Genomic DNA, 26,118 nt, shown 5'->3' on the forward strand with positions numbered 1-26,118 from the left:
GCCAAGGGGGCCTCACCTAACGATCCGGAGTCGGGTCTTCCGTACCGGGGAGTCACACGTTTGAATGCGGGGGCTCGTGACCCGAGTGCTCTCGAAACAAAGGAATTCGTCCATGACCTCGCAGCAGACCCTTACGAAGGAAGGCGGACAGACCGGTACACCCGGTAAGCCGCAGCCCTCAGACGGTCTCCAGGCCGGACTCAAGAACCGGCATCTGTCCATGATCGCCATCGGCGGTGTGATCGGCGCCGGCCTGTTCGTCGGATCCAGTTCCGGTATCGCCGCGGCGGGCCCGGCCATCCTTCTGTCGTACGCACTCGTGGGCGCACTGGTCGTCTTCGTCATGCGGATGCTCGGTGAGATGGCCGCTGCCAACCCGACCTCCGGCTCCTTCTCCGCCTACGCGGACCGTGCGCTCGGCCGCTGGGCCGGGTTCTCGATCGGCTGGCTGTACTGGTTCTTCTGGGTCGTCGTGCTCGCGGTCGAGGCGACGGCCGGCGCGAAGATCCTCGAAAGCTGGATGCCCGGGGTACCGCAGTGGGCGTGGGCACTGATCGTGATGGTCGTGCTCACAGCCACCAACCTGGCGTCCGTGTCCTCGTACGGTGAGTTCGAGTTCTGGTTCGCGGGTATCAAGGTCGTCGCGATCGGCGCGTTCGTGGTGATCGGCCTGCTCGCCGTCTTCGGAGTGCTGCCGGGCTCGGACAACCCCGGTGCGGGCTTCGCGCACCTCACCGATGCCGGCGGATTCATGCCGAACGGTGCGGGCGCGATTCTGACCGGTGTGCTGATGGTCGTCTTCTCCTTCATGGGCAGCGAGATCGTGACGCTGGCGGCGGGCGAGTCCGAGGACCCGCAGCGCGCCGTCACCAAGGCGACGAACAGCGTGATCTGGCGGATCGGCGTGTTCTACCTGGGCTCGATCCTCGTGGTGCTGACGCTGCTGCCGTGGAACGACAAGTCGATCATCGACAAGGGCTCGTACGTCGCCGCGCTCGACTCGATCGGCATCGCGCACGCCGGCCAGATCATGAACGTGATCGTGCTGACGGCCGTGCTTTCGTGCCTCAACTCGGGGCTGTACACCGCCTCGCGGATGGCGTTCTCGCTCGGGCGGCGCGGCGACGCGCCGAAGGCCTTCGCGCGGACGAACTCCCGGGGTGTGCCGCAGGTGGCCATCCTCGGCTCCGTGGTCTTCGGCTTCCTCGCCGTCTTCTTCAACTACAAGTGGCCGGACACCGTCTTCGCGTTCCTGCTGAACTCCTCCGGCGCGGTCGCGCTGTTCGTGTGGCTGGTCATCTGTGTCACCCAGCTGAGGATGCGCGGGATCATCCAGCGCGAGATGCCGGACCGGCTTGTCGTGCGGATGTGGCTCTTCCCGTATCTGACGTGGCTGACCATCGCGATGATCCTGTTCGTGCTTGGCTACATGGTCTACGACGGCGGCGACGCGCGTGACCAGGTGCTGCTGTCGCTGCTGGTGGCGGCGGTGGTGATCGGGATCGCGGTCGCGCGCCAGATGTTCAAGCCGAGCGTGTCGGCGGTTACGGCCGAGTCGGCTGATTCGGCCGACGATGTCGATGCCGACGACGATCAGAGTGGTGTGAAGGACGCGGTCACCCGGTCGTAAACGGTCAGCGCGGCACGCTGTGAGGCGGCGGCGTACCAGACGTTGAGCTGGTACGACTTGCCGCCCGCAGTGAAGCCGACCTGGCGGGCGCGCCATGGGGCGCCCGCCTGGGTGAAGACGTACTCCCAGATGATCGCCGGGCGGCCGCGGAAAGTGGTGCGCTCCAGGCGGAGCTTGCCGTAGCCGGGAGCGTCTCCGCTCTCGCGTTCGAACTGCTGCCATTGGGTAAGGAGATCGCCGCCTCGTGCGAGTGCGTACGAGGCGGCGATCTCTTGCTGTCCGTCGGGCGAGTGGTAATGCACGTTGGACGGGCTCTTGGCGCTGCGGGTCCAGCCGCTGGGCGGCGCCCAGGCGAATCCGGTCTCGCTGAGGGTGCCGGGAGCCGGGGTGCTGGGAGCCGGGGTGGGCGGTGCGCTCGACGGTCGCGGGTGGGAGGTGCCCGCGACGGTGGGGACATTGCTGTTCGAGGCGCCGGATGCGGTGTCGTCCGGGTGCTGGGTGATGAGGACAAGGACGATCGCGGTGCCGATGGCGAGGGCCGCGAGGGGTGCGGCGGCGATGAGAACGCGGGTGCGGGGGCGCTTCGGCGTCACCGGGGGCAGGACCCCGGACTCCCGGCTCACGCCTGCCGCGGTGGTGGCCGCGGGCCGTGTCGGCTCGACGGCCGCGTAGGTGTGCTGCGGGCGCGGGACGGCGACCGGCCGGAGCTCGGCGGGCTCGGCCGCGGGGCCGGGCTGCGGACTCGGGCAGCCGATCGGGGTCGGGAGCGTCGGGACGTACGGCACCGGTGCGGGGGGCTCGGGCCGCGGCGGGGGCGGACTCGCAGCGACGGGTTCCGGCTCGGGCTCGATGGCCTCCGGCTGGGGCTCCGGCTGGGACTCGGGCTCGGGCTCGGGCTCGACGGCCTCCGGCTCGGGCTTCGCCGCGCGGCTCGGCTCCGGCTGCGGTTTCGGGGGCGTGACCGAGGCCGGGAGCGTCGGAACGTACGGCACGGGTGCCGGGGGCTCGTCCCTCGGCACCGTACCCACTCGGTCCTGAGGCGGGGACGCCACCCGTTCCAAACCCGCATACAGCTCGTCCAGCGTCGGGCGCCCGTCCGGGTCCTTGAGGAGAAGGGACGACAGGAGCGGGGACAACGGGCCCGCCTCCGCCGGAAGTTCGGGCTCTTCGTAGAGCACCGCGTGCAGGGTAGCCAGAGTTGTCGGGCGGGCGAACGGAGACCGGCCCGCGACCGCGGCGCACAACGTCGCGCCGAGCGACCACAGATCGGACGGCGGGCCCTGAGGACGCCCGCCGACGCGCTCGGGCGCCATGTAGTCGGGCGAGCCGACCAGCATCCCGGCCACCGTCAGCTGCGCCGCGTCCTGGATCGCCGCGATGCCGAAGTCCGTCAGGACGACCCTCCCGCCCGCCCCGATCAGCACATTGCCCGGTTTGATGTCACGGTGGAGGACTCCCCTGGCGTGGACCTCACGCAGCGCGGCGACCAGGCCCATCCCGATCCGCGCCGCTTCCTCCGGCGGCAAGGGCCCGTTCTGTACGAGGAGTTGTTCCAGGGAGCGGGAGTCGACCAGCTCCATCACGATCCACAGCCGGTCGCTCTCCTCGACCACGTCATAGACCCGCACCACATTGGGGTGGTCGATCCGCGCGGTCGCGCGCGCCTCGCGCAGAGTGCGTTCACGGCGGATGCGGCTGTCCTCCGCGTCCGTGTCGTCCATCCGCATCTCTTTGACCGCGACGGGACGGTCGAGCATTTCGTCCGCCGCCCGCCACACCCGCCCCATTCCCCCCTGCCCAATACTTTCGTCCAGCCGGTAACGTCCCACCACCAATAGACCTGGAATTCCCGGCATTCCCTTCCGCCCCCCTCAGCACCTTCCGCACCTACTGTGACCAGGTCAGAAGCATGAACTTTCCACCATGAGAGCATAGTTCCCCGCAATCTTGTGGAACCCTTCTGATACGCACTGCACGACGCGCACCAAGGGGGCTGGGAAATGCACGGAAAGCACTCAGGTCCAGTACCGGGATCAATCTCGGGCTCAATAGTCGCGGCTATTGCCGCCGGCGTACTCATTCTGCCGTTCAGCGCCTACGCAGACGATCCGGTGCCCGGGAGCAGCAAGGGGGGCACGCCCGGGCCCGCCGCACCCGCCGATGTGAAGATCACGACCGAGCTTCCGGGAAAGATCACGGTCGACAACAAGTCCGAGAAGACAACCGTCACAGCGAAGGTCGCCAACGGCGGGACCAAGGACAGCGGTCCCGTCACCCTCTCCGTCGTCGGCTTCGACGGTATGCGGATCACCGCGGTCGAAGGGTGTGTTCCGATTCCGGCGGGCCGGCTTCCGCAAGGCTCAAACAGTGGTTACGCCTGCGCCATCGACAACATCGCGGCCGGCAAGGACCGTTCGTACCAGGTGGCCGCCACCTTCGATCTGCAGAAAACCGGCAAGATCTGTCTGCCCGTCACCATGGGCACCGGCGAGAAGCTGATCTGGCAGCAGGGCCCCGTCCCCTTCGGCACCTCCCAGCCCACGCCGAACGCACCGGACACTCCCCTGCTCCTGGGCACGACCAATGTGCCCTTCGGGCCCGAGAATCCACCGGCCGCCGGCGATCTGCCGCGCACCGGTCCGGCCGACAGCACACTGCCGCTCGGTCTGGCCGCCCTCGCGCTCCTCGCGGTCGGCGGTACGGGTATCTGGTGGACGACGCGCAAGGCCGGGCGCCCCTGAACCCAGGGACGCAGCATGCAAGAGGGCCCGCAGCCGTCGGTGGCTGCGGGCCCTCCGCTTCGTGTGTCGCCGTACGACCCAGCCGCACGACCGGGCGAACCTCTTCCGGCAGAACTACGGCATCAGCCCCGGCGGCCGACGAGCTTCCATGCCGTGGGCAGCGCGCCCATCGCCAGTGCGGCCTTCAGAGCGTCTCCGATGAGGAACGGCACCAGACCCGCGGCCACTGCCTGACCCATCGTCATCCCGGTGGCGAGGGCCAGGTACGGGACGCCGACCGCGTAGATGATCACGGAGCCGACCACCATCGTGCCCGCGGTGCGCAGCACGGAACGGTCGGCGCCGCGACGCGCGAGGGCGCCGACGACCGTGGCGGCGAGCAGCATGCCGAGGATGTAGCCGAAGGACGGCATCGCGTAGCCGGAAGCGCCCTCCGCGAACCACGGCATGCCCGCCATACCGACCACCGCGTAGAGCGCGAGGGAAAGGAAGCCGCGGCGGGCGCCGAGCGCGGTGCCGACGAGGAGCGCGGCGAACGTCTGGCCGGAGACCGGAACGGGCGAGCCCGGGACCGGGACGGTGAGCTGGGCCGCTATGCCGGTGAGCGCGGCGCCGCCGATGACGAGCGCGATGTCCCGGGTACGGGAGGCGGGCAGCAGGTCGGCGAGGACCGCTCCGGGACGGGAGGTGACGGAAGCAGTACTCATCGGGACTCCGCGGAGGTGAGGCAGGCAGGGACACGGTGACGCTATCCCGCGGTGATTCGCTCGATCACCATCAGCCGCCGACAAAGGACGATGGAGCGGTTTGGTGAGGATCAAACAAAAGACGTCGATCACACGCCAGTTGGCGTGATGCTCGTCACTGAGGTCGGGGCCGAGTGGGTCCGTTTTGCGCGGAGGGGTGGACTCCGGGAGACTGTGGGATCCCGCCAATCCGGCTGCCGCAGCGCTCCTGGTAGCGGCGGGGCGCGAGGGACGTTCGTGACGTTGGGCGCGGTACGCAAGTGTTCACCTTGTGTGAGCATCGTGCCCGTATAGCGGACATACGTTCCTCGTAAGCGGGTCCCGTGCCCAGACTGGTCCGCTCCCCCGTCTCAGCAACTGAACAGGGCACGCCCATGTCTCGGACCTCCGCGCCCGCGCCCGTCGACCAGCAGGCCGACGCTTCGCTCTCGCACGGACTCAAGCAACGCCATCTGTCGATGATCGCCCTTGGCGGTGTGATCGGCGCCGGACTCTTCGTCGGCTCCGGCGCGGGCATCGCCGCGGCCGGCCCGTCCATCGTCATCGCCTATGCGATCTCCGGCCTGCTCGTCATGCTCGTGATGCGCATGCTCGGCGAGATGTCGGCGGCGAACCCGGCCTCCGGCTCCTTCTCCGTGCACGCCGAGCGGGCGATCGGGCCCTGGGCGGGCTTCACCGCGGGCTGGGCGTTCTGGTTCCTGCTCTGTGTGGCCGTCGGCCTCGAGGGCATCGGCGCCGCGAAGATCATGACCGGCTGGCTGCCGGGCACGCCGGAGTGGGCCTGGGTCGCCCTCTTCATGCTGGTGTTCTGCGGTACGAACCTGGCGGCCGTGAAGAACTTCGGCGAGTTCGAGTTCTGGTTCGCGGCACTCAAGGTCGGCGCGATCGCACTCTTCCTCGTCATCGGTGTGCTGGCGATCCTCGGCATCCTGCCGGGCACCGACGCGCCGGGCACCACCAACCTCACGGGCGACGGCGGCTTCATGCCGAACGGCTCCGAGGGTCTCGTCGTGGGTCTGCTCGCCTCGGTCTTCGCGTACGGCGGCCTGGAGACGGTCACGATCGCCGCGGCCGAGTCCGAGCACCCGGTCCAGGGCGTCGCCAAGGCTGTGCGTACGGCGATGTGGCGCATCGCGGTCTTCTACATCGGCTCGATGGCGGTCATCGTCACGCTGGTCCCCTGGGGCGACCCGAAGGTCGTCGAGAAGGGCCCGTACGTCGCGACCCTCGACCACCTGGGCATCCCTGGTGCCGGCCAGATCATGAACGTGGTCGTGCTGGTCGCGCTGCTCTCGGCGATGAACGCCAATGTCTACGGCGCCTCCCGCATGGCCTGCTCGCTGGTGGCCCGCGGTCAGGGTCCGACGGCACTCGGCAAGGTCTTCAACGGCGTGCCGCGCATCGCCGTACTGGTCTCCTCCGTCGTCGGCTTCGCGTGTGTGCTGCTCAGCTACTGGCGGCCCAACGATGTCTTCATGTGGCTGCTCAACATGATCGGCGCGATCATCCTGGTCGTGTGGACCTTCATCGCCGTCTCCCAACTGCTGCTCCGTCGCCGGATCGAGCGCGAGGCGCCGGAGAAGCTGGTGGTGCGGATGTGGCTGTACCCGACGCTGACGTGGGTCGCGCTGGCGGGTATGGCGACGGTCTTCGTCCTGATGGCACGCGAGGCGGACACGCGTACGCAGCTGTACTACACGGGCGGGCTGACGCTGGCGCTGGCTGTTGTGGGGTACGTGCGCCAGGTGACGGCGCGGCGGGGCGGGTCGACGCGCGAGGAGTGAGGAGGGGACCGGGGGCCGTCCGGTGGCCGGGTCGTCCTCAATCGCCGGACGGGCTTGAGTTTCCGCCAGGACGGGTTGAGTTTCCGCCAGGCCCGGCTTGAGTATCCGCCAGGACGGCTTGGGTTTCCGCCAGGCCCGGCTTGGGTTTCCGCCGGAGGCGCGCGATACGTATGGGACCCCCGGGCCGCCACGGCCCGGGGGTCCTTCGCGTTCCCCGGACGTGTGGGGGGAACGCGGGACGACACGCGCGCACACCGCCGGCGTCGCCTCGTTTTTCGCCTTGCGCGCCCTCTATCCACACCGCGCGGCATATGACAATCTCGCCTCCCCGCTCCGCTCGCCGCGCCTCCGCCTCCCCGCGAACGAGGCGCGCGAGCGGATCGGCGTCAGCCCGATGACCGTCCACCGCGACCTGGACGAGTTCGAACACCAGTACATCGCCGGAGAGTTCAGCGGCGGGGTCACGACACAGCCGCCGGGCGCCTTCGAGCCTGATCACCCCCGACCCTCCTGCTGCTAGCGTGCATCTGCATAAGATGTGCAATAAGCAGTCGGAGGGACCGGCCATGGCCATGTACACGCTTCCTGAACTTCCTTATGACTACGCGGCGCTCGAACCGGTCATCAACCCGCAGATCATCGAGCTCCACCACGACAAGCACCACGCTGCCTACGTCAAAGGTGCCAACGACACGCTCGACCAGCTCGCCGAGGCGCGTGACAAGGAGGCCTGGGGCGCGATCAACGGCCTGGAGAAGAACCTCGCGTTCCATCTCTCCGGCCACATCCTGCACTCGATCTACTGGCACAACATGACCGGCGACGGCGGCGGTGAGCCGCTGGAGAAGGACGGCGTCGGCGAGCTCGCCGACGCGATCGCCGAGTCCTTCGGCTCCTTCGCCGGCTTCAAGTCACAGCTGACCAAGGCCTCCGCGACCACACAGGGCTCGGGCTGGGGCGTCCTCGCGTACGAGCCGGTCAGCGGCCGTCTGATCGTCGAGCAGATCTATGACCACCAGGGCAATGTCGGCCAGGGCTCGGTCCCGATCCTGGTCTTCGACGCCTGGGAGCACGCCTTCTACCTTCAGTACAAGAACCAGAAGGTGGACTTCGTCGAGGCGATGTGGAAGGTCGTCAACTGGCAGGACGTGGCCAAGCGTTACGCCTCCGCCAAGCAGCGCGCGTACAACCTCCTGCTCGCTCCGTAGCACCGCCGCCGCAACACCATACGGTCGTCCTGCTCGTGATCGTCTTCTCAACCTTCACCTGCAGGCGGAATGACGAAGGACCCTCGCGAGAACCTGACTCGCGGGGGTCCTTCCATGAGTGGCGCGGGGTACTCGCCGGGTCAGTCGAAGACGGGGCCCTGCGTGCGTGTGCGCTTGATCTCGTAGAAGCCGGGGATGGACGCGACCATCAGCGTGCCGTCCCACAGCTTCGCCGCCTCCTCGCCCTTCGGGGCGGGCGTGACGACCGGGCCGAAGAAGGCGATCTGCTCGCCGTCGGTGCCGGGCACCGCGATGACCGGCGTGCCGACCTCCTGGCCCACCTTGTCGATGCCTTCCTTGTGCGAGGCGCGCAACTCGGTGTCGTACGTGTCGGAGTCGGCGTACTCGATCAGCTCCGCCGGCAGGCCTGCCTCCTCCAGCGCGGCCACTATCGCCTCACGGGTGGCGCCCTCACCGCGGTTGTGGAAGCGGGTGCCGAGCGCGGTGTAGAGCTTGCCGAGGACCTCGTCGCCGTACTTCTGCTGCGCGGCGATGACAACGCGGACCGGGCCCCACGCCTGCTTCATGCCCTCGCGGTACTTCTCCGGGAGCTCGTCGAGCTTGGGTTCGTTGAGGACGGCAAGACTCATCACATGCCAGCGGACCTCGACATCGCGGACCTTCTCCACCTCGAGCATCCAGCGGGACGTCATCCAGGCCCAGGGGCACAGGGGGTCGAACCAGAAGTCGGCCGTGATCTTGCCGGGCTTGCCGTTCTCTGACATGTCTCTCCTCGTTAGCACGTCGCGTGCGCCTCGAACGGGCAACGCCACCGTTCGCCCGGGGATTCCCGTATACCGCGTGCCAGGTGCACATGGGAGGATCGGTGCTGTTCGAACGAGACACGAAGGAGTGCCCGTGCCCGGTGAGAATCTGTCCCGCGACGAGGCCCGTCAGCGGGCCGCGCTGCTGTCCGTCGACGGGTACGAGGTCGCGCTCGACCTGCGTTCGGCGGTCGGGGAGGCCGCGGAGGGCTCCGGGCCCCGCACCTTCCGGTCGGTGACGACGATCCGCTTCCGTAGCGCACAGCCGGGCGCCCCGACCTTCGCCGATCTGCTGGCGCCCGCCGTGACGGCCGTGACGCTGAACGGCGAGAAGCTGGACCCGGCCGCCGTCTTCGACGGCTCGCGGATCGCACTGGACGGCCTCGCCGCGGAGAACGTGCTGATCGTGGACGCGCAGTGTGCCTACAGCCGTACGGGCGAGGGGCTGCACCGCTTCGTCGACCCGGAGGACGGCGAGGTCTACCTCTACACCCAGTACGAGCCGGCCGACGCGCGCCGTGTCTTCGCCACATTCGAACAGCCCGACCTGAAGGCGCCGTTCCGCCTGGAGGTGACCGCGCCCGACGGCTGGACGGTCTGGAGCAACGGCTCGGGCGCGCTCGACGGGGACGGAGTGTGGCGGTTCGCGGAGACGAAGCCCATCTCGACGTACATCACGGCGGTCGTCGCCGGTCCGTACCACTACGAGACCGACCTCTACACCCGGACATTCGACGACAACACGACGCTGGAGATCCCGCTCGGCGCGATGTGCCGCAAGGGGCTCGCCCGGCACTTCGACGCGGACGACATCTTCCTGGTGACGAAGCAGGGCCTGGACTTCTTCCACGACCACTTCGACTACCCGTACCCCTTCGGGAAGTACGACCAGGCGTTCGTGCCCGAGTACAACATCGGCGCGATGGAGAACCCCGGGTGTGTCACCTTCCGCGAGGAGTTCGTCTTCCGCGGGAAGGTGACACAGGCGTCGTACGAGCGCCGGGCCAACGTCATCCTGCACGAGATGGCGCACATGTGGTTCGGCGATCTGGTCACCATGCAGTGGTGGGACGACCTGTGGCTGAAGGAGTCGTTCGCGGACTTCATGGGCTCGTTCTCGCTGGTGGAGGCGACCCGGTTCAGCAACGGCTGGGTGACCTTCGCCAACAACCGCAAGTCGTGGGCGTACCGGGCCGACCAACTGCCGTCCACGCATCCGGTCACGGCCGACATCCATGACCTGGAGGCCGCGAAGCTCAACTTCGACGGGATCACGTACGCGAAGGGCGCGTCCGTACTGAAGCAGCTGGTCGCCTACGTGGGGCGCGATGCCTTCCTGGAGGGCGCCAGGCGCTACTTCAAGCGGCATGCGTACGGCAACACACGCCTGGGTGATCTGCTGTCCGTTCTGGAGGAGACGTCCGGGCGGGACATGACGTCCTGGTCCCGGTCCTGGCTGGAGACGGCAGGCGTCAACTCTCTGACACCCATGGCCACTTACGACACCGGCGACCGGATCACCCAACTCGCCGTGCTCCAGGACGGCGACGAACTGCGGCCGCACCGGGTGGCGGTCGGTCTGTACCGCAACGAGGTGGGCGCGCTGGTGCGATACGCCCGCGCCGAGGTGGACGTCACCGGTGTGCGGACGGTCGTGGACGGCCTGGCGGGCGCCGAACGGCCCGATCTGATCCTGGTCAACGACGAGGACCTGACGTACTGCAAGATCCGCTTCGACGAGGGCTCGCTGGCGACACTGCGGGCACATCTGGGCGATGTCACGGACCCGCTGGCGCGGGCGCTGTGCTGGTCGGCGCTGTGGAATCTGACCCGGGACGCCCTGATGCCGGCGCGGGACTTCATCGATCTGGTGCTGCGGTTCGCCGGCCGCGAGTCGGACATCGGTGTACTGCAGATGCTGCACGCGTGGGCGCGCTCGGCGCTCCAGCACTACGCCGCGCCCGAATGGCGCGAGCAAGGTGGGCGGCTGCTGGCGGAAGGGGCGGTGCGCGAGCTGCGGCTGGCCGAGCCGGGCAGCCAGCACCAGCTGACATGGGCGCGGTTCTTCGCGACGACGGCGACATCGGCGGCCGATCTGCAGCTGCTGCAGGGCCTGTTGGAAGGTACGGCGAAGATCGACGGCCTGGAGGTGGACCAGGAGCTGCGCTGGGCGTTCCTGGAGCCGCTGGCCTCGCACGGGGTGGCGGACGAGTCGGCCATCGCGGACGAACTGGCCCGCGACGACACGGCCTCGGGCAAGCGCCACCAGATGCGGTGCCTGGCGGCACGCCCGTCGGCGGCGGTGAAGGACCAGGCGTGGGCGCAGGTCGTCGAGTCCGACGCGCTCTCCAACGCGCTGGTGGAGGCGACGATTTCGGGCTTTGTGCAGGCGGGGCAGCGGGAGCTGCTGGCTCCGTACGCGTCGAAGTACTTCGAGGCGATCGAGCGGGTGTGGGCGGACCGGTCCATCCAGATCGGCATGGACGTGGTGAAGGGTCTGTTCCCGAGCCTGCAGGACGACGAGGGCACGCTGGCGGCGACCGACGCGTGGCTGGACGGCCACGCGGGTGCGCCGCCGGCGCTGCGGCGTCTGGTGCTGGAGGCACGGGACGACCTGGCGAGGGCGCTGCGGGGGCAGGCATGCGACGGGGGCGCGGGGGCGGGCGCCTGAGGGGGTGCGGGGGACGGGTACCCGAGGGTCTTCTTCCCTCCCCCCGCCCCTTCCTCCCGGGGCAGGCGACCGCCCGGGCCGCGCACGGCGCGAAGTGGCTCTTTTCGGCAGTCGAACGTCCGTACTTTAGGACGGGGTTGTCCTGAATTGTCGACGGGCTTGTAACAGCGGTTAGCGGGCCGTCCGACCGCGGGCATCCCCCGGACATGAACAACACCCCACTCTCCCCCCTCCCCCTGAGTCACCTCTCCGCCGTGCAGTTGCGTGTGCTGTCGGTCGCGCAACTGCACGCCCACGGTGTCTCGGCCGCCAGGGCCACCGCGCAGTGCCGCCCCGGTGGGCCCTGGCAGCTGCTGCTGCCCGGTGTGTTCCTCCTGCACCCCGGGCCGCCGACCAGCGAGGAACGGCTGCACGCCACGCTGCTGTACGCCGGCCGGCCGCCCCTGCCCGCACAGTCCGGGGCGCGGAAGACCGACGTGCTCCGGTACGGCGAGGCCATGATCACCGGGCTCGCCGCGCTCGCCCTGCGCCGGTTCCCCTCCGCTCCTCCGCTGCTCTCCCTCGACCGGATCGACGTCCTCGTGCCCCGCACCCGGCGGCTGCGGTCGATCGGATGCGCCCGGCTGGTGCGGGCGCACGCCCTGCCGAGAGCGGAAGTGATCAGCGGTCTGCCCGTCGCGCCCGTGCCGCGCGCCCTCGCGGACGCCGTCGCGCAGCTTCCCGACGCGAATGCGGTACGGCGGCTGCTCACCGAGGCGGTACGCGGCGGACACTGCGAACCAGCCGCCGTCGTCGCGGAGCTGAACCGCGCGCGGCTGCTGAACCGGCCCCATGTGGTGGACGCCGTCGGCTCGCTGCTCGCCGAGGGGCGGGCACTCGCCGAGGCCCGGCTGTACCAGCTGGTGCGGAGCGCCGGACTGCCCGAACCCCTGTGGAACGTGGACCTGCGGCTGCCCGGCGGCCCGCATCTCGGCGGTGTGGACGCCTACTGGCCCGGGCCGGCCGTCGCCGTGGAACTCGACACCCGCGCGCCCCGCCACGACGACGCACTGTGGTCGGAGTACGCCCGCAAGCGCGAGCACCTCGAGCGGCTCGGCATCACCGTCGTACACATCACGCCGAGGAAGCTGCGGGAGTCACTGGAGCAGCAGGCGACCGTGGTCCGTACGGCGCTGATGGCGGCGACCGACCGCGACCCGGCTGCGTATGTGGTCGTGCTGCCACGGTGAGCCGCAAACCTCGTCAGCCGCAGAACTCCGCCTCGACGACCGCCTCGCTGTCCCCCGCCCAGTCGCCGTTGAAGTTCAGCGCCAGCGAGTGGCTCCCGTCCCGCGTGGTGAGCGCCTCGGACGCGGAACCGTGAATTCCACCCCCGTGGCCCCAGACCTCGGTGCCACAGCTCGTCGTGTGCCGCATCAGGCCGAGACCGTAGCGGTTGTACGGCTCCTTCGGGTCCGTCGGGACGGTGGTGGTCATCTCCCGCAGTTGCCGCTGCGGCAGCACATCGCCCTTCAGCAGCGCCCGGTAGAAGCGTTGCAGATCGGCGGAGTCGGAGACCATCTCGCCGGCCGCCCCGGCGGCCGACGGGTTCAGTTCGGTCACGTCATGGATCTTCGCCTTCGGGTCCTCGGACAGCTTCGAGTAGGCCCGGCCGCTGGGGCGCGGCATCCGGGCCTCGGTCCCGGGCAGGGAGGTCGCGCGCAGATGGAGCGGGCGCAGGATCCGGCGCTCGATCTCGGTTCCGTAGGGACGTCCCGTCACCCGTTCGACGACCATTCCGGCGAGGACGAAGTTGGTGTTGGAGTACTTCCAGGCCGTGCCGGGGGCGAACTCGGGGCTGTGCCCCATCGCTAGCCCCACCAGCTGCCGCGGCGTCCACGTGTCGTAGCGGTGCTGGAAGAAGCCGTCGCCGAAGACCTTCGCCAGGAAGCCCGGGTCGTCGGTGTAGTTGTAGATCCCGCTGGTGTGGTTGAGGAGTTGCCTCAGGGTGATCCGGCGTCCGTCGTGGCCGTGGCCGCGCACCACGCCGGGGAGCCACTGCTCCACGGTGTCGTCCAGGCTCAGTCTGCCCTCGGCCTCCAGCTGGAGCACAACCGTGGCGACGAAGGTCTTGGTGATGGACCCGACGCGGAAGCGGTCCTGCGGCAGGCGCTCGCGTCCGGTCCGCAGATTCGCCACGCCGGCCGTGCCGCTCCAGGTGCCGTCGCGGTCGTGCGCCTGGGCGACGACTCCGGGCACTCCGTCGCGGACGGCGGCCTCGATCGCCCGCTGGGTGCCGCGGTGGGTCTCACCCGTGCCGCTGTCCGCGGCGGCCGGGCTCACCAGGGCGGCGGTGGCCAGGGCTGCCATCGCCACCACTCCCGTCAACGCCGCCCGGAGCGTACGTACCGTACGTAACGACATACCAGTCCCCTGTCGATTGTCTTCCACTGCTCCGCGGCTGCTGCTCCGCGGCTGCGGTCGGCTGTAGGGACTCGGGCGGCGCGTGCGGCGTTGCCTGTGGCGGAAGGGTTGAGCGGCTATCAGCCGTTCCTGGCGATCCGGCCCACGGGGGGCCGGGACCGCCACAACTCCAGGCCGATGTCGACGAGTTCGACCCGCTCCAGATCTGTCACCGCGTCCAGCGAGTGCCAGGCGGCGAGGTCCGTCGACCCGTCCGTCTCGTGGCGCAGCTCGCCGCCGGCGATCCGGCCCTCGTACACGATGCGCAGCCCCTGGAAGTCGGCGAAAGCGCCGAGCCTGCGCGGGTACTGGCGACGGATGGTGTCGAGGCCGAGCAGCGCGGTCATTTCTGACGCGTACCCCGTCTCCTCCTCGACCTCGCGGACGACCGTATCGAGCGGGTCCTCCCCGTGGTCCATGCCGCCGCCGGGCAGCGTCCACTTCTTGACGCCGTCACGGGCCACCCAGCGGGCGAGCAGGATCTGATCCTCCCGTACGCAGACGGCGTAAGCCGCGACCCTCAACTCCCTGTTCCGCAACTGCCTGTTCATGCGGTGAGGGTAGAGGTACGAACGCCGACGGACTTCGGACGGGCGGACTTCGGACGGGCGGACTTCGGACGGGGGACTTCGGACGGGCGGACTTCGGACGGGCCCTCGTCCTGCTCAGCACCAGGTGGGCGCGGCACGGCGCGCGCCAGGACCCGCTGACCGGGGTCGACGGGCTGCCGACCCGGCTGACGGCCAACGGTCTCGCGAAGCGGTTCACCGCGGACGCGGCCACCCTGGAGCGGAAGGTGACCGCCCGGGACGCGCTCGCCGCCGCACCCGCGAGGACTGGGACAGGCGACCGCGGTATGTCACGAAAAGTACCCAATTGTCCAGCATGGCGTATCTGCCGCAGTGGCGGATCTACGCCATGATGGGTTCACGTCTCGGCCAACTCTCCACAAACCCCTGTCACTTACGAAAGGCTGAGCGGTCATCCGGCACCGAATTCCGGACCCTTACCTTTCACAAACAGGGATGCTGATGACCCCCGAATCCCAGAGCTCCATTCCAGGGCGCTCCGTACCAGGTCACAGACGCGTGGCCCGTATAGCGGCCGCCGCGTCGCTCGTGACCGCGCTGATCGCCGCGGGCGCCGCGCCGGCCTTCTCGGCCTCGCCCGCCGACGATCCGGCCGGCACCTCCGGTGTCAAGGCCAAGTCCTCCTCCGACAAGCTCGGTTCGGCCGACGCCGATCTGCTCGCCCAGGCCGAGGCCAAGGGCGAGAAGAGCGTCACCGTGATGGTCGCCACCGCACCCGGCGCGACCGAGCAGGTCGCCGGGCAGCTGGACGCCGTCCAGGGTGCGGTCGTGGGCAGGACGTTCGACCAGCTCGGTTATGTAAGGGCCACCCTTCCCACCGCCAAGGCGGAGGCCGCGCTGAAGGCGGCGGCCAAGCTCTCCAGCGTCCACGGCATCGACCTCAAGCACGAGGTCAAGCTGGACGACCCGACCCCGGCGGGAGACACCACCAAGGCCGCGGGCACCGCGGGTACGCGGGCCACGACGTACCCGGCGCCCGGAAAGAACACCCCGGCGAAGAACCCGTACAACCCGTCCTTCGAGACCGGCGCGGTGGACTTCGTCAAGGAGCACCCCAAGGCCGACGGCCGTGGCGTGACGATCGGCATCCTGGACTCCGGCGTCGACCTCGGCCACCCCGCGCTGCAGAAGACCACCACCGGCGAGCGCAAGATCGTCGACTGGGTCACCGCGACCGACCCGGTGGCGGACGGCGACGGCACCTGGCGCCGGATGTCGCTCGACGTCAGCGGGCCTACGTTCGCCGTCAACGGACGTACGTACTCCGCCCCGGCGGGCGCGTACAAGTTCAACCTCTTCGCCGAGGCCGCCACCAAGGGCGGCGACATGGCCGGTGACCTCAACCGGGACGGCGACACCACGGACGTCTGGGGCGTGCTGTACGACCCGGGCACCCGGACCGCCACCGTCGACCTCGACAACGACGGGAACTTCTCGAACGACACCGTCATGAAGCCGTACAAGAACGGCTTCCAGATCGGCTACTTCGGCAAGGACAACCCGGCCACCGAGGTCGTCGAGCGGATCCCGTTCGTCATCGAGGTCCGCAAGGACGTCGTCTACAACGCCGCGGGCGCCAAGGCCGACTACGTCAACATCGGCGTCATCGAGAGCGAGCACGGCACCCACGTCGCCGGCATCACCGCCGCCAACAGCCTCTTCGGCGGCAAGATGAACGGTGAGGCGCCCGGCGCCAAGCTGGTCTCCTCGCGCGCCTGCACCTGGAGCGGCGGCTGCACCAACATCGCGCTCACCGAGGGCATGGCCGATCTGGTCATCAACCGCGGCGTGGACATCGTCAACATGTCCATCGGCGGTCTGCCCGCGCTGAACGACGGCAACAACGCCCGCGCCGAGCTCTACACCCGGCTCATCGACACCTACGGCGTCCAGATGGTGATCTCGGCAGGCAACGAGGGTCCTGGCACCAACACCATCGGCGACCCGGGCCTGGCCGACAAGGTCATCTCCGTCGGCGCCGCCATCTCCAAGGAAACCTGGGCCGCCAACTACGGCTCCGGGGTGACCAAGAAGTACGCCATGCTCCCCTTCTCCTCGCGCGGCCCGCGCGAGGACGGTGGCTTCGCGCCCATCATCACCGCGCCCGGTGCCTCCATCAACACCACCCAGACCTGGCTGCCCGGCAGCCCGGTCAAGGAGGCGGGCTACGAGCTCCCGGCCGGCTACTCCATGCTGCAGGGCACCTCGATGTCCTCGCCGCAGGCCGCGGGCGCGAGCGCGCTGCTGCTCTCGGCCGCCAAGCAGCGGCACATCGAGCTGACCCCGGCGAAGCTGCGCACGGCGCTGACCAGCACCGCGCACCGTATCCCCGGAGTGCAGGCGCATGAGCAGGGCTCCGGCCTGATCAACATCGTGGACGCCTGGGACGCCATCGAGGACGGCGCCACCGCCCACGAGTACGGCGTCAAGGCTCCGGTCGACACCGCGATCGACTTCGCGCTGAAGACCCCGGGCTTCGGCACCGGCCTCTACGACCGCGAGGGCGGTCTGAAGGCCGGCCAGAAGAAGTCGTACGACGTCACCATCACGCGTACGACCGGACCGGACCGTCCCGTGCGGCACGAGCTGGACTGGAAGTACAACGACGGCACCTTCGACCTGCCCGGCTCGGGCGCGGTCACGCTGCCGCTGAACCAGCCGGTCACCGTCAAGGTCGAGGCCAAGCCCCGCACGGCAGGCGTGCACAGCGCGATCCTCGAGGTGGACGACGAGCGCACCGAGGGCGTCGACAAGCAGATCCTCGCCACCGTGATCGTCTCGAAGCCGCTGGCGAAGCCCGTGTACAGCTTCTCCGACACCGGCTCGGTACAGCGCAACAGCAGCAAGTCGTACTTCATCACCGTGCCGGAGGGCGCGAAGAACCTGGAGGTCGCCCTCGGCGGCCTGGCCAAGGACAGCCAGACCCGCTTCATCGGCATCCACCCCTACGGTGTGGCGGTCGAGGACAGCTCCACGATCTTCTGCTACCCCAACTACAACAATCCGGCGAACACCTGCCGTCCGGACTTGCGCTCGTACGCCGAGCCGACCCCGGGCGTCTGGGAGATCGAGATCGAGTCGCGGCGCACCTCTCCGCTGCTCGACAACCCATACAAGCTGGACGTGACCCTGCTGGGTGCCTCCTTCGACCCGGCCGTCAAGACCCTCCCCGAGGCGAAGGTCGGCACGCCGACCCCCGTCGAGTGGAAGGTCACCAACGGCTTCGCCGCCATCGACGGCAAGCTCGCGGGCGGCTCGCTGGGCTCGGCCAAGGTCTCGCGTCCGTCGATCAAGAACGGTGAGTCGCAGGAGTCGACGGTCACCATCGGTGAGGGCGTCGAGCGTCTCGACGTCGCCATCGGCGGCGTCTCCGACACCGCGGCCGACCTGGACCTGTCGGTCTTCCTGGACGGCGTCCGGGTGGGCCAGTCCGCGGACGGCGACTCCGAGGAGGCTGTGAGCCTGCTCAAGCCGGCCGCGGGCACGTACACCGTCGTGGTCGACGGTTACTCCGTCCCGGCCGGGACCACCGAGTACAACTACCGCGATGTGTTCTTCGCGGCCTCACTCGGCTCGGTCAAGGTCGACTCGACCAAGCCCGTCAAGCTCGCCAATGGGGCGTCGGCGCAGGTCAGCGCCGAGGTTCTGGTGGGCGGCCCGGCTCCCGAGGGACGTCAGTTCTTCGGCGAGGTGCAGCTGCTGAACGGTCGCGGCACGGCCGCGGGCGCCGGCAGCGTCGTGATCGAGAAGGTCACTCCGTAGCGGTGTGATGTGACGGCGTGAGCCGTACGACGGCGGGGCGGGCGCTCTTCGGAGCACCCGCCCCGTCGGCATGTCCTGACTCACACGTCCCGAAGCCCGGACAATGGATTGGACAAGCGGACCCAGGTCATACGCATGATGGGCAGGCTGCCCGCGTCGTACGCACAGACAGAAGGAGTCACCGTGAGGGTCGGAATCGTCGGAGCCACCGGTCAGGTCGGCGGAGTCATGCGCAAGATCCTCGCCGAGCGGAAGTTCCCGATCGACGAGCTTCGTCTGTTCGCCTCCGCCCGGTCTGCCGGATCCACCCTCGAGTGGGAGGGCCAGGAGATCACCGTCGAGGACGCGACCGCCGCCGACTACTCCGGTCTGGACATCGTGCTCTTCTCGGCCGGTGGCGCGACCTCCAAGGCGCTCGCCGAGAAGGTCGCCGCCCAGGGCGCCGTCGTGATCGACAACTCCTCCGCCTGGCGCCGTGACCCCGAGGTCCCGCTGGTCGTCTCCGAGGTCAACGCGCACGCGATCAAGAACCGCCCCAAGGGCATCATCGCCAACCCGAACTGCACGACCATGGCCGCGATGCCGGTACTGCGTCCGCTGCACGAAGAGGCCGGGCTCAGCGCGATGGTCGCCACCACCTACCAGGCCGTGTCCGGCTCGGGCCTGGCCGGTGTCGCCGAGCTGCACGCGCAGGCCCGCCAGGTCACCGAAGCCGCCGACCAACTGACCTTCGACGGCGGCGCGGTCGACTTCCCCGAGCCCGCCGTCTACAAGCGCCCCATCGCCTTCAACGTCCTGCCGCTGGCGGGCAACCTCGTCGACGACGGCTCCTTCGAGACCGACGAGGAGCAGAAGCTCCGCAACGAGTCCCGCAAGATTCTGGAGATCCCGGAGCTCAAGGTCTCCGGCACCTGTGTGCGCGTCCCGGTCTTCTCCGGCCACTCCCTGCAGGTCAACGCCCGCTTCGAGCGCCCGATCAGCGTGGAGCGCGCGCAGGAGCTGCTGAAGGACGCCCCCGGCGTCGAGCTCTCCGAGATCCCGACCCCGCTGCAGGCGGCCGGCAAGGACGCCTCGTACGTCGGTCGGATCCGCAAGGACGAGACGGTGGAGAACGGCCTCGCGCTCTTCCTCTCCAACGACAACCTCCGCAAGGGCGCGGCGCTGAACGCGGTCCAGATCGCGGAGCTCGTCGCGCAGGAGCTGAAGGGCTGACCTTCGGCCCTTCCGGCTGCTCAGGCTGCTCAGGAGCGGGTGGCCCGGGCGGAGCGCCCCCGGTTGCTACGCCCTCCGTACCTCGAATTGGAAGCAGCCGTACTCCACGGCCCTGACGTGGACCAGGGCCACGCCGGGGTCGGCGAAGGCCTCCGCGAACGCCGCGTCGAACGCTTCGGTGGCCGCCTCCGGGATCTCCAGGAGGCGGCCTCCCGCGATACGGCCCTCCGCGTCGTAGCGGCGCAGTGTGCGCAGCGCCCCGGGGCGGGCGAAGGGGTAGCCCTCCTGCCCGGCCGGCCCTCCGCACTCCTCGGCGTGGATGAAGACGGGGCCCTGTTCGTCGTACGCGCCGGGCTTCGCCCAGGTCTCGGTGGCCCAGCGGCGCAGCGGGGCGTACGAGACCAGGGCGATCCGCTCGCCGGTCCCGCTCAGGCGCAGACAGCAGCGCAGCGGGGCGCCGCCCTCGGTATCGGTGTACGGGGCGCAGGCGCGGCCCGCGTCGTCGGTGTCGCGGAGCTGCTCGAGGGTGGCGGGTTCGATGGGACGCGTGGTCCAGAGTGTTCCGGTCATGGGTTCAGCGTGACGCCGACCGGGTCCTGCATCCGGCGGGAAATGGACATGGAGTTCGGCTCGCACCGGCCGGTTCGGATGTGCGGCCGCCGGTGGGGAGGCATGCGCGCTCCCCCTTGCCGCTTGCGCTTTCCGCCGGCGCGGCGACGGTGGCGGCACGGTTGGACCCCGGCAACTCCCCGCTGAACCCGGTGCCGTCGCCCGCCCCGATTAGTGCAGGCGGCCGACCCGCAGCCCATGGAAGGATGGCCCCAAACGTCACGAACCGAGGAGATGACAGCGTGCCTGGCACGAATCTGACCCGCGAAGAGGCACAGCAGCGGGCCCGCCTGCTGACCGTCGACTCGTACGAGATCGACCTCGACCTGAGCAATGCCGCACAGGGGAGCGGGGACACCCCGGCGGAGGGAGGGGAGGGCACCTACCGGTCCGTGACCACCGTGCGCTTCGAGTCCGCCGAGGACGGTGCGGAGACCTTCATCGACCTGGTCGCCCCGGCCGTCCACCAGGTCGTGCTCAACGGCAAGGAGCTGGACGTCGCCGCGGTCTTCCGGGACTCGCGGATCGCGCTGCCGCATCTGCACGCGGGCCCGAACGAGCTGACGGTGGTCGCGGACTGCTCGTACACCAACACCGGCGAGGGGCTGCACCGCTTCGTCGACCCGGTGGACCAGCAGGCGTATCTCTACACGCAGTTCGAGGTGCCGGACGCGCGCCGCGTCTTCGCCTCCTTCGAGCAGCCGGACCTGAAGGCGACGTTCCAGTTCACCGTGAAGGCCCCTGAGGGCTGGACGGTCATCTCGAACTCCCCGACCCCGGAGCCCAAGGACAGCGTCTGGCATTTCGAGCCGACGCCCCGTATCTCCACGTACATCACGGCGCTGATCGTCGGTCCGTACCACTCGGTCCACAGCAGCTACGAGAAGGACGGCCAGTCCGTCCCGCTCGGCATCTACTGCCGGCCCTCGCTCGCCGAGTTCCTGGACTCCGACGCGATCTTCGAGGTCACGCGGCAGGGCTTCGAGTGGTTCCAGGAGAAGTTCGACTACGCCTACCCCTTCGCAAAGTACGACCAGCTCTTCGTGCCGGAGTTCAACGCGGGCGCGATGGAGAACGCCGGCGCGGTGACCATCCGTGACCAGTACGTCTTCCGCTCGAAGGTGACGGACGCGGCGTACGAGGTGCGCGCGGAGACCATCCTGCACGAGCTGGCCCACATGTGGTTCGGCGACCTGGTCACCATGGAGTGGTGGAACGACCTGTGGCTGAACGAGTCGTTCGCCACGTACACCTCGATCGCCTGCCAGGCGTACGCGCCGGGCTCGAAGTGGCCCCACGCCTGGACCACGTTCGCGAACTCCATGAAGACCTGGGCGTACCGGCAGGACCAGCTGCCGTCGACGCACCCGATCATGGCCGAAATCCGCGACCTCGATGACGTTCTCGTGAACTTCGACGGCATCACGTACGCCAAGGGCGCGTCGGTGCTGAAGCAGCTCGTCGCGTACGTCGGCATGGACGAGTTCTTCCAGGGCGTGCAGGCGTACTTCAAGGCGCACGCGTACGGCAACACCCGGCTGTCCGACCTGCTGGGCGCGCTGGAGGAGACCTCCGGCCGTGATCTGCAGACCTGGTCGCAGAAGTGGCTGCAGACGGCGGGCATCAACATCCTGCGCCCGGAGATCGAGATCTCCGAGGAGGGGTACGTCACGTCCTTCGCCGTACGCCAGGAGGCGCCGCCCCTCCCCACCGGCGCGAAGGGCGAGCCGACCCTGCGCCCGCACCGGATCGCGATCGGCTGCTACGACCTCGACGAGAACGGCAAGCTCGTCCGTACGAGCCGGATCGAGCTGGACGTGGACGGCGAGCGCACGGATGTGCCGTTCCCGCAGAACACCCGCCGTCCCGCGGTGATCCTGCTCAACGAAGACGACCTCACCTATGCGAAGGTCCGGCTCGACGAGGAGTCGCTGCGGGTCGTCACCGAGCACCTCGGCGACTTCACCGAGTCGCTGCCGCGCGCGCTGTGCTGGGCCTCCGCCTGGGACATGACGCGCGACGGCGAGCTGGCCGCGCGGGACTATCTGTCCCTGGTCCTCTCCGGCATCGGCAAGGAGTCGGACATCGGCGTCGTGCAGTCGCTGCACCGCCAGGTGAAGCTGGCGATCGACCTGTACTCGGCACCGCAGTGGCGCGAGACGGGTCTGACGCAGTGGACCGAGGCGACGCTGGCGCATCTGCGCGCGGCCGAGCCGGGCAGCGACCACCAGCTGGCCTGGGCCCGTGCCTTCGCCGCGACCGCGCGGACGCCGCAGCAGCTCGACCTGCTCCAGGCGCTGCTGGACGACACGGAGTCCATCGAGGGCCTGGTCGTGGACACCGAGCTGCGGTGGGAGTTCGTGGAGCGTCTCGCGGCGGTCGGAATGCTCGACGAGGACGACATCGCGGCGGAGTACGAGCGCGACAAGACGGCGGCGGGCGAGCGCCACGCGACCACGGCACGCGCGGCCCGGCCCACGGCGGAGGCGAAGGCGGAGGCCTGGGCCTCGGTCGTCGAGTCCGACAAGCTGCCGAACGCCGTGCAGGAGTCGGTCATCGCGGGCTTTGTCCAGACCGATCAGCGCGAGCTGCTCGCCCCGTACGCGGAGAAGTACTTCGCGGCGGTCAAGGGCGTGTGGGAGTCCCGCAGCCATGAGATCGCCCAGCAGATCGCGGTGGGGCTCTACCCCTCGCTCCAGGTCTCGCAGGCCACGCTGGACGCCACGGATGCCTGGCTGGACTCGGCAGAGCCGAACGCAGCGCTGCGGCGGCTGATTTCGGAGTCGCGCGCGGGCGTCGAGCGGGCGCTGAAGGCGCAGGCGGCGGACGCCGCGGCTGCGCAACCGTAGCCCTATCCGTACAGAAGGGGCGCCCCGGGCCGTACGGCCCGGGGCGCCCTCGCGTTTCGCGGGCACGAACTTCCCGCCAATTTTGTGACCCCTCGTCAATCTCCGTTCAGTGAGCCCGATATGCTCCGTGCCCGTCGTCATATGATCTTTCTCGTTCGATTCTGAGGATGCTGATGGTTCGACAGGGAACGTCGACCGGAAATCCGCGGCCCCCGGCCAACTACGGGTGGCTGCTGCCCGTTGCCGTGACAGTTGCGGCCGTGGCCTCAGCCGCGTCCCTGGTCTCCGCGTCGGCCCGCACCCCCGTGCTCTGGATCGGTGTCGCGGCGGTCGCCGCGGTCGCCGTCGCCTGCGCCGAGGCCGCACGACGCGGCAGGGTGATCACAGAGCTCCACGGCAGGCTCGTGGAGCGGGACGCGGCGCTGTCGCGGCAGCAGGCCGAGACCGCACGCCTCGCCGGCGAGCTGCTGCCCCAGGTGGTGGAACAGCTGCGCAAGGGCGAGTTCCCCGAGGACGTACTGGACTCGCTCGACGCACCGGCCGAGCACCAGGCGGTGCTGCGCTCGGTGCTCGAAGCCGTCGTCGCCGAGGAGGACCTGCGCGAGTCCGCGCAGCGCGCCTTCGTGAACATCGCCCGTCGAGTTCAGGCCATCGTGCACCAACAGGCCCAGGAACTCCGTGAGATGGAGGACCGGCACGGCAAGGCTCCGGACGTCTTCGGCGATCTGCTCCGCATCGACCACGGCACCGCGCTGATCGGCCGACTCGCCGACTCCATCGCCGTACTCGGCGGCGCGCGGCCCGGCCGCCAGTGGAGCAAGGCCGTACCGCTCTACAGCGTGATGCGTGGCGCGATGTCGCGGATCATCGACTACCAGCGGGTGGAGCTTCACTCGGTCTCCGAGGTCGCCGTCGTCGGCACCGCCGTCGAGCCGCTGATCCACGCGCTCGCCGAGCTGCTCGACAACGCCACCCGCTACTCGCCGCCACAGACCAGGGTCCATCTGACCGCCGTCGATGTGCAGTCGGGCATCGCCATCGAGATCGAGGACGGCGGCGTGAGCATGAGCGAGGAGGCCCGCAAGCGGGCCGAGCGCATGCTCCGCCAGGCCCAGCAGGGCATTGACGTCAACGACCTGGGCGAGACGCCCCGCCTCGGCCTCGCCGTGGTCGGCCGACTGGCGCAGGTGTACGGCTTCCAGGTCTCGCTGCGTTCCTCGGCGTACGGCGGTGTGCGCGCCGTCCTCGTCGTACCGCAGGAACTGATCACCACGGCCGCTTCGGCGACCGGCCTCGCGCATGGCATCGGCACCGCCTCCGGTCCCCGCCCGGCCGACCGGCTCACCCAGGAGCCGCTGCCCAGGCCGGTCACCGGCCCCATGCCGGGAGACGACGAGGTCCCGATCGTGACCGAGCGGACCATGACAGGTCTCCCGCAGCGGCGCCGCAAGGCCCGTGTCACCGCACCGGCCGCCGCCGATTCCGCCGCCGCGCCCGAGCCGGAGCACTCACCCCCGGTTCAGCCGGGCATGTGGCTTTCCGCCTTCCAGAGCGGGCTGTCCGGTGAGCCCACCCAGACGAGCAAGGGGAACACGCAGCCATGATTCAGCAGCAGTCCAACCAGACCAACATGGACTGGATGCTCAAGGACCTGGCCGAGGGTGTCCCGCAGACCAGGAACGTGGTCGTGCTGTCCGCGGACGGGCTGCGCATGGCCCAGTACGGCGCGGACACCGACACCGCCGACCGGCTGGCGGCCGCGTGCGCCGGACTGCAGAGTCTGGCCGGCGCCGTCGCGAGCGAACTCCCCCACAGCGACGGGCAGATGCGTCTCGTCGTCATCGAGATGAACGGCGGCTTCTTCTATCTGATGGCGGCCGGCGCGGGTGCCTATCTCGCCGTGCTGGCCGACGAGGGCGTCGACGCCGGGCTGATGGGCCACCGGATGCGCGATCTGGTGCTGCGGATCGGAGAGCACCTGAGCACGCCGCCGCGGCACGAGGGACAGACCGCGTGAGCAACCCGGGCGGGAACTGGGAAGAGAGCAGTCCCGAGCGGCTTTACGTCATTACCGGCGGCCGCAGCGGCTCCTCCGCGCCCACCACTCTCGACCTGGTCACGCTGATCGTCGCCAGGTCGGGCCCCCGGCCCGGTATTCAGCCCGAGCACGCCGCGATCATCCGGCTCTGCCAGGCGCCGCTCTCGGTGGCCGAGCTCTCCGCTTATCTGAGCCTTCCGGTGAGTGTCGTCACCGTGCTGCTCAGCGATCTGCTGGCCGACAACCAGGTGCTTGCCCGCGCACCTGTCCAGGCCGCCCAACTCCCCGACCGAGCTTTGATTGAGGCAGTGATCGATGGACTTCAAAAGCTCTGAGCAGGCCGTCGGGCCGCGGAGCGAGGACGTACTGCCCGAGACGGCCACCGCCGCCGTCAAGGTGGTCATCGTGGGCGGCTTCGGCGTCGGCAAGACGACCCTGGTCGGCTCGGTGAGCGAGATCAGGCCACTGACGACCGAGGAGACCATGACCCAGGCCGGGGTCGGGGTCGACGACGTCCAGGGCGTGGAGCGCAAGACCTCGACGACCGTCGCCATGGACTTCGGCCGCATCAGCATCAACGAGGAGCTGGTGCTGTATCTCTTCGGCACGCCGGGCCAGGAGCGCTTCTGGTTCCTGTGGCGCGGCCTGTTCGAGGGCGCGCTGGGCGCGGTGGTACTGGTCGACACCCGAAGGCTCGAGGTCAGCTTCGATGTCATCGGGCGGCTCGAGGAACGCGGTGTGCCCTTCGTGGTCGCCGTCAACTCCTTCCCCGATGCGCCCGGTTACTCCCTCGATGAGGTACGCGGCGCCCTCGACCTGCCGGCGGAGGTCCCGGTCGTCTCCTGTGACGCACGCGGGCGCGCCTCCAGCCGCGACGTGCTGCTGACGCTGATGCGCTATCTGCAGTCCCTCGCCGCGAAGCCGGAGGCGTCGTAACCACGCCCGCGACCGGACTCACCCCGGCTCCTGACGGAGGTCCTTGTTCCGTTCCGGCTGATAAACGCCGGCGCGT

At 69.4% G+C, this 26,118-nt stretch carries 20 protein-coding genes; 14 read left to right on the forward strand and 6 right to left on the reverse strand.

What is annotated here, in order from left to right; translation table 11 throughout:
* Positions 1-112: 112 nt before the first annotated feature.
* Positions 113-1,630, forward strand: a complete 1,518-nt coding sequence (locus tag OG966_RS14000) for an amino acid permease (protein ID WP_326649928.1) — start codon at positions 113-115, stop codon at positions 1,628-1,630.
* Here the strand turns inward: OG966_RS14000 and OG966_RS14005 are convergent.
* Positions 1,594-3,417 carry a protein kinase domain-containing protein gene (locus OG966_RS14005; protein ID WP_442806698.1) on the reverse strand — a complete coding sequence of 608 codons (1,824 nt, stop codon included), beginning with the start codon at positions 3,415-3,417 and terminating at the stop codon, positions 1,594-1,596. The two genes, OG966_RS14000 and OG966_RS14005, sit on opposite strands and share 37 nt — an antisense overlap.
* 324 nt (positions 3,418-3,741) lie before the next feature.
* Here OG966_RS14005 and OG966_RS14010 point away from each other — a divergent pair, with 324 nt between their 5' ends.
* Complete coding sequence (locus tag OG966_RS14010) at positions 3,742-4,371, forward strand: hypothetical protein (RefSeq protein ID WP_326649930.1); 630 nt, start codon at positions 3,742-3,744, stop codon at positions 4,369-4,371.
* A 122-nt stretch (positions 4,372-4,493) separates the two neighbouring features.
* Here OG966_RS14010 and OG966_RS14015 read toward each other — a convergent pair whose 3' ends face one another.
* Positions 4,494-5,078: a biotin transporter BioY gene (locus OG966_RS14015; protein ID WP_326649931.1), complete on the reverse strand. Its 585-nt coding sequence runs from the start codon at positions 5,076-5,078 to the stop codon at positions 4,494-4,496.
* 413 nt (positions 5,079-5,491) lie between these two features.
* Between OG966_RS14015 and OG966_RS14020 the strand changes: the two genes are divergently transcribed.
* The 3 genes from OG966_RS14020 to OG966_RS14030 all read left to right on the forward strand — a co-directional run bounded on the left by OG966_RS14020 (position 5,492) and on the right by OG966_RS14030 (position 8,109).
* A complete protein-coding gene (locus tag OG966_RS14020) occupies positions 5,492-6,901 on the forward strand; it encodes an amino acid permease (protein WP_326649932.1) in 1,410 nt (469 codons plus the stop codon).
* 280 nt (positions 6,902-7,181) lie between these two features.
* Positions 7,182-7,421 carry a DeoR family transcriptional regulator gene (locus OG966_RS14025; RefSeq protein WP_406732033.1) on the forward strand — a complete coding sequence of 80 codons (240 nt, stop codon included), beginning with the start codon at positions 7,182-7,184 and terminating at the stop codon, positions 7,419-7,421.
* Positions 7,422-7,467: 46 nt separating this feature from the next.
* Entirely contained in the window at positions 7,468-8,109 is a 642-nt protein-coding gene (locus OG966_RS14030; RefSeq protein ID WP_326649933.1) for a superoxide dismutase, read from the forward strand.
* A gap of 140 nt (positions 8,110-8,249) precedes the next feature.
* On the opposite strand, the gene OG966_RS14035 is transcribed toward OG966_RS14030, so the two are convergent.
* Positions 8,250-8,894: a DsbA family oxidoreductase gene (locus OG966_RS14035; RefSeq protein ID WP_326649934.1), complete on the reverse strand. Its 645-nt coding sequence runs from the start codon at positions 8,892-8,894 to the stop codon at positions 8,250-8,252.
* A gap of 133 nt (positions 8,895-9,027) precedes the next feature.
* Here OG966_RS14035 and pepN (OG966_RS14040) point away from each other — a divergent pair, with 133 nt between their 5' ends.
* Both pepN (OG966_RS14040) and OG966_RS14045 read left to right on the forward strand, forming a co-directional pair.
* Positions 9,028-11,604 carry an aminopeptidase N gene (gene pepN / locus OG966_RS14040; protein ID WP_326649936.1) on the forward strand — a complete coding sequence of 859 codons (2,577 nt, stop codon included), beginning with the start codon at positions 9,028-9,030 and terminating at the stop codon, positions 11,602-11,604.
* A 206-nt stretch (positions 11,605-11,810) separates the two neighbouring features.
* Entirely contained in the window at positions 11,811-12,833 is a 1,023-nt protein-coding gene (locus tag OG966_RS14045) for a hypothetical protein (protein WP_326649937.1), read from the forward strand.
* Positions 12,834-12,846: 13 nt separating this feature from the next.
* Here the strand turns inward: OG966_RS14045 and OG966_RS14050 are convergent, their stop codons facing one another.
* Complete coding sequence (locus OG966_RS14050; RefSeq protein ID WP_326649938.1) at positions 12,847-14,007, reverse strand: serine hydrolase domain-containing protein; 1,161 nt, start codon at positions 14,005-14,007, stop codon at positions 12,847-12,849.
* A gap of 119 nt (positions 14,008-14,126) precedes the next feature.
* Positions 14,127-14,597 carry an NUDIX hydrolase gene (locus OG966_RS14055; RefSeq protein WP_326649939.1) on the reverse strand — a complete coding sequence of 157 codons (471 nt, stop codon included), beginning with the start codon at positions 14,595-14,597 and terminating at the stop codon, positions 14,127-14,129.
* A gap of 474 nt (positions 14,598-15,071) precedes the next feature.
* On the opposite strand from OG966_RS14055, the gene OG966_RS14060 reads away from it, so the two are divergent.
* Positions 15,072-18,398 carry a S8 family serine peptidase gene (locus OG966_RS14060; protein WP_326649940.1) on the forward strand — a complete coding sequence of 1,109 codons (3,327 nt, stop codon included), beginning with the start codon at positions 15,072-15,074 and terminating at the stop codon, positions 18,396-18,398.
* 183 nt (positions 18,399-18,581) lie between these two features.
* Positions 18,582-19,610: an aspartate-semialdehyde dehydrogenase gene (locus OG966_RS14065; protein WP_326649941.1), complete on the forward strand. Its 1,029-nt coding sequence runs from the start codon at positions 18,582-18,584 to the stop codon at positions 19,608-19,610.
* A gap of 66 nt (positions 19,611-19,676) precedes the next feature.
* Here OG966_RS14065 and OG966_RS14070 read toward each other — a convergent pair whose 3' ends face one another.
* The gene (locus tag OG966_RS14070) at positions 19,677-20,180 is read right to left on the reverse strand and encodes a DUF1203 domain-containing protein (protein WP_326649942.1); all 504 of its coding nucleotides are present in this window, start codon (positions 20,178-20,180) and stop codon (positions 19,677-19,679) included.
* Between the two features lie 281 nt (positions 20,181-20,461).
* Here OG966_RS14070 and pepN (OG966_RS14075) point away from each other — a divergent pair, with 281 nt between their 5' ends.
* The 5 genes from pepN (OG966_RS14075) (at position 20,462) to OG966_RS14095 (ending at position 26,042) form a co-directional block, all read left to right on the forward strand.
* Positions 20,462-23,068: an aminopeptidase N gene (gene pepN, locus OG966_RS14075; RefSeq protein ID WP_326649943.1), complete on the forward strand. Its 2,607-nt coding sequence runs from the start codon at positions 20,462-20,464 to the stop codon at positions 23,066-23,068.
* A gap of 173 nt (positions 23,069-23,241) precedes the next feature.
* Positions 23,242-24,672 carry a sensor histidine kinase gene (locus OG966_RS14080; protein WP_326655197.1) on the forward strand — a complete coding sequence of 477 codons (1,431 nt, stop codon included), beginning with the start codon at positions 23,242-23,244 and terminating at the stop codon, positions 24,670-24,672.
* On the forward strand, positions 24,669-25,085 hold the full coding sequence (locus OG966_RS14085) for a roadblock/LC7 domain-containing protein (RefSeq protein WP_326649945.1): 417 nt from the start codon (positions 24,669-24,671) through the stop codon (positions 25,083-25,085). Before OG966_RS14080 ends, OG966_RS14085 begins: the two co-directional genes overlap by 4 nt.
* Positions 25,082-25,441 (forward strand): DUF742 domain-containing protein, encoded by a 360-nt coding sequence (locus OG966_RS14090; RefSeq protein ID WP_326649947.1) that lies wholly within the window; start codon positions 25,082-25,084, stop codon positions 25,439-25,441. The genes OG966_RS14085 and OG966_RS14090 overlap by 4 nt, the downstream gene beginning before the upstream one ends.
* Complete coding sequence (locus tag OG966_RS14095; protein WP_326649949.1) at positions 25,422-26,042, forward strand: GTP-binding protein; 621 nt, start codon at positions 25,422-25,424, stop codon at positions 26,040-26,042. The genes OG966_RS14090 and OG966_RS14095 overlap by 20 nt, the downstream gene beginning before the upstream one ends.
* The last annotated feature ends 76 nt before the right edge of the window (positions 26,043-26,118 follow it).

Source organism: Streptomyces sp. NBC_01750 (genome assembly GCF_035918095.1).
Taxonomy (GTDB): Bacteria; Actinomycetota; Actinomycetes; order Streptomycetales; family Streptomycetaceae; genus Streptomyces.

What these genes read in the sequence shown, in the direction of transcription:
- OG966_RS14000 (WP_326649928.1), top strand. Translation starts at nt 113, where the DNA reads ATGACCTCGCAGCAGACCCTTACGAAGGAAGGCGGACAGACCGGTACA.
- OG966_RS14005 (WP_442806698.1), bottom strand. Translation starts at nt 3,417, where the DNA reads ATGGGGCGGGTGTGGCGGGCGGCGGACGAAATGCTCGACCGTCCCGTC.
- OG966_RS14015 (WP_326649931.1), bottom strand. Translation starts at nt 5,078, where the DNA reads ATGAGTACTGCTTCCGTCACCTCCCGTCCCGGAGCGGTCCTCGCCGAC.
- OG966_RS14020 (WP_326649932.1), top strand. Translation starts at nt 5,492, where the DNA reads ATGTCTCGGACCTCCGCGCCCGCGCCCGTCGACCAGCAGGCCGACGCT.
- OG966_RS14030 (WP_326649933.1), top strand. Translation starts at nt 7,468, where the DNA reads ATGGCCATGTACACGCTTCCTGAACTTCCTTATGACTACGCGGCGCTC.
- OG966_RS14035 (WP_326649934.1), bottom strand. Translation starts at nt 8,894, where the DNA reads ATGTCAGAGAACGGCAAGCCCGGCAAGATCACGGCCGACTTCTGGTTC.
- OG966_RS14045 (WP_326649937.1), top strand. Translation starts at nt 11,811, where the DNA reads ATGAACAACACCCCACTCTCCCCCCTCCCCCTGAGTCACCTCTCCGCC.
- OG966_RS14050 (WP_326649938.1), bottom strand. Translation starts at nt 14,007, where the DNA reads ATGTCGTTACGTACGGTACGTACGCTCCGGGCGGCGTTGACGGGAGTG.
- OG966_RS14055 (WP_326649939.1), bottom strand. Translation starts at nt 14,597, where the DNA reads ATGAACAGGCAGTTGCGGAACAGGGAGTTGAGGGTCGCGGCTTACGCC.
- OG966_RS14060 (WP_326649940.1), top strand. Translation starts at nt 15,072, where the DNA reads ATGCTGATGACCCCCGAATCCCAGAGCTCCATTCCAGGGCGCTCCGTA.
- OG966_RS14070 (WP_326649942.1), bottom strand. Translation starts at nt 20,180, where the DNA reads ATGACCGGAACACTCTGGACCACGCGTCCCATCGAACCCGCCACCCTC.
- OG966_RS14080 (WP_326655197.1), top strand. Translation starts at nt 23,242, where the DNA reads ATGGTTCGACAGGGAACGTCGACCGGAAATCCGCGGCCCCCGGCCAAC.
- OG966_RS14085 (WP_326649945.1), top strand. Translation starts at nt 24,669, where the DNA reads ATGATTCAGCAGCAGTCCAACCAGACCAACATGGACTGGATGCTCAAG.
- OG966_RS14095 (WP_326649949.1), top strand. Translation starts at nt 25,422, where the DNA reads ATGGACTTCAAAAGCTCTGAGCAGGCCGTCGGGCCGCGGAGCGAGGAC.